The following is a 3,305-nucleotide window of genomic DNA, read 5'->3' on the forward strand; positions in this document are numbered from 1 at the left end:
TTTAGTTAATTCAGGGCGATTCAGATAGCCTCTCGCTACGCCAATACCGCCGATGTGTAGCTCTCCACAAAGCCCAACCGGCAAAATATTTCTATTCTTATCAAGTACTAAAAGAAATACATTAGGAATGGCTTTACCAATGGGAATTTTTCCATATTGCATATTTCCATTTACACGAAAATAGGTTGAAGTCATTGTACATTCGCTAGGACCATATAAGTTAACCAGCTCTACATTACATCCAAAGGTACGCCGAACACTATTATAATCAGAAGAAATTAATACCTCACCTGACACCAAAATAGTTTTTAAAGTGAGATCCTTTATCGTTGTTCCGCAATTATCATGCACCAGCTCTCGTAGTAAACTTGGTACGATACTTAAAATTCTTGTGATATTTTTTTCTACTATAGTATCCAATATATCACTGACATGTCGTACTTGATAATCTGATAAAAGATATAAGCGTGCTCCAGAGCATAATGTTCCAAATATTTCTCTTATTGATGCATCGAAGCTCAGGTTTGCAAGCTGCAGACAGCGGTCTTCTTTATCTAATTTAAAGCTCTTTATTATAAAGCAAAGATAGTTTGCTACCGAAGTATGTCTGATTAATATTCCTTTAGGTGTTCCGGTAGATCCTGACGTGTATACAATATATGCAATCTCATGAAACCTCTTCCTACGATCAATATTACCGGTGGAGTATATATCTAACTTTAGATTATCAAGAATAATCACGTCGACATCAAAATGACAACTTTTTAAAAGTCTATTTTGTGATACCAAAACAACAGGTTTACAATCTTCAATAATACTATCGATACGGTTTTGAGGTAATTTAGAATCCACTACCGAAAAAATACAGCCAGCTTTGAGAACACCAAGCATTCCAATAACTAACTCGAACGAGCGTTCAAAATATAGTGCTATTACATCCCCATTTTTCAATCCATTCTCTATAAGATACCTAGCAAATTGATTTGCCTTATTATTAAGCTCGGAATATGTCATCTCCGTACTATGAAAGTGTAGTGCAGCTGACCTTGGGTTTTTTAAGGCTTGTAGTTCGAACAACTCGCACATATCATTATTAGGTTGATGACTACTTACGGAAAAATCCAACTCATTAATATAGTTAAGCGCTTCATTTCTTTCAGCAATGCTTAACTGATCAAGTTTTATACTTGACCCAAGCTCAATCATATTTAGGAGTATATTTTTAAAGTGTTTTACTACATTCTGTATCACAGTTTGAGAAAACAATTCCATCCTAAATGTGAATGCGATGTCGAGTGTTTTTCGAAATTGTGCAGTTATAGTTATTGGAAAATTTCCACGCTCTCGATCCTTAAGTTCACCAATTGAAAAAGGTAACTCCTCATTTCCATTCAAGCTGTCTATTACATCTTTAATTGGATAGTTTTCAAAAACCAATAAGCTTTCAAATAATGGCATTCCTTGAGGTATCTGAGTCAGCGCCTGTATCTCAGGCAAACCTAAATAGCTATACTCCTCTCGTTGTACGTTCTCCACTTGCAACTGAAAAAGCAGCTCTCCTAATGTCATGTTCTCTTTAAATGATACTCGCACTGGCAGACTGGCTATAAATAGCCCCACCATCTTTTCTATCCCTTCTACCTCTGCTGGACGACCCGAAACTGTTGCACCAAAAATTACATCATTCTCACCACTATAGCACTTCAACAAGTAAGACCATGCAGCTTGTACCACCACATTTATCGTAATATTCTGAGATTTAGCCAAGCCACCCAATCTTGTACTTACTATTTCAGGCAGTTCAAGTCTAACTATGTCACATCCTTGTCTATTATTATTGGGCAATTTATCGACAATCAAAGGCGTTGGGGCCTGAACATCATTTAGGTTTTCACTCCAATAATTCCTAGCTTTTAGTTTATCCTGCTTGTAGAGCCAAGCGATATATTGCTCATAAGGTATAGGAGGTGGTAATAATTCTTTATCTTTTTTATCAAATGCTTGATAGAAGTGTGCTATCTCTTTAAATAGAATTGGCAAACACCAACCGTCGGTTAATAGATGATGATGTGTCCAAATAAAATGATACGAATATTCTGACAACTTAATAAGGCTTAATCTCATTAAAGGCGCTTTAGTGAGATTAAAGCCTCTTTTAAGGTCCTCTTGATGGTAATTTAATAAGCTTGTGTTTTGTTCATCTGATGATAAATTGCTCCAATCCTTTTCATAAATTTGTAATTTTGCCGTATTCATTACCAGCTGATGGGATTGTTCTCCCAAAGTTACATTAAAACTGGTTCGAAAAATATCATATCTCTCTACAATTGCTTGCCAGGCAGATTTGAACGCTACTACATTTAGATCTCCAGTTATAGAAGTATAAGTTTGATTCGTATATGGCTCATCACTATCCTTTAACATCTCGTGATATAGCATCCCCTCTTGCATCGGTGTCGCAATATATATATTTTTCAATTGTCGATATTGCTTGTGAAGCAATTCTAAATTTTTTTCACTTATTGCAGAATAAGGAAAATCTGAGACACTTAATGCATTTCTATAACGGAGCCAAGCCAGTAAACTTAATTTATTTCTCTTTATCTCGATTAACAATTCGTCATTCATTTCATGATTTGGATCAACAACTTTGACATTGCCATTTTTTTCACCAACTCGAATTCCTTTTTTAACCAGGGTCTCTAGCAGCTCATTAAAATTCATATTTCAACTCCATCGTCCTGGCTGACTTCCTCATCATTTAAAAGCAGATTACTACGGTCAATGTTAAGCTGCTCATACTGTTCAAATGCAAGAAATTCTTGAATAACATTTATAAGTGACCGTCTGAACTCCCTTCCTATTCTTTCAACGAGGTCTTCATCAAAATTCTCAGAAGAAGATTCTAAATTAAAGGCTAAACATCCATTTGAGACTAAACCACTTAAAGTCACCGGGATTCTATTTCTATTCCGTTCACTGATCGAACTTCCACTAAATTCCGATGCAAGCTTGAAGACTGAATGTCTATGTATCGTCGTATCAACTTGCCCTAAATAATTGAAAACAATTTTCGTCGGTACCCTATTCATTAAGCTATTAAGCTCTGGATCCCTGAGAAACTCAGTCAATACTCCAAATCCTACCCCATTGTTTGGCACTGCTCTATACTGATTTTTAATCCGCTTTATGACTTGAGATATATCACCAGAGCTATTTCCTGTAAGTGCAATAGGGTATACTGACGTAAACCACCCCATGGTTTCACTAACATCCAATCCTTCAAATAGCATTTCTCTTCCATG

2 protein-coding genes are annotated in these 3,305 nt (G+C 35.9%); both read right to left on the reverse strand.

Going from position 1 to position 3,305, the window contains the following annotated elements; translation table 11 throughout:
- The coding region (locus tag ACCI49_RS24055; RefSeq protein WP_371841787.1) for a non-ribosomal peptide synthetase at positions 1 to 2,724 on the reverse strand (2,724 nt) is incomplete at its 3' end.
- Positions 2,721 to 3,305 (reverse strand): condensation domain-containing protein (locus ACCI49_RS24060; RefSeq protein WP_371841788.1); only part of this gene is annotated, 585 nt, incomplete at its 5' end. The genes ACCI49_RS24060 and ACCI49_RS24055, both read right to left, overlap by 4 nt.

This window comes from Microbulbifer epialgicus, assembly GCF_041447265.1.
GTDB lineage: Bacteria > Pseudomonadota > Gammaproteobacteria > Pseudomonadales > Cellvibrionaceae > Microbulbifer > Microbulbifer epialgicus.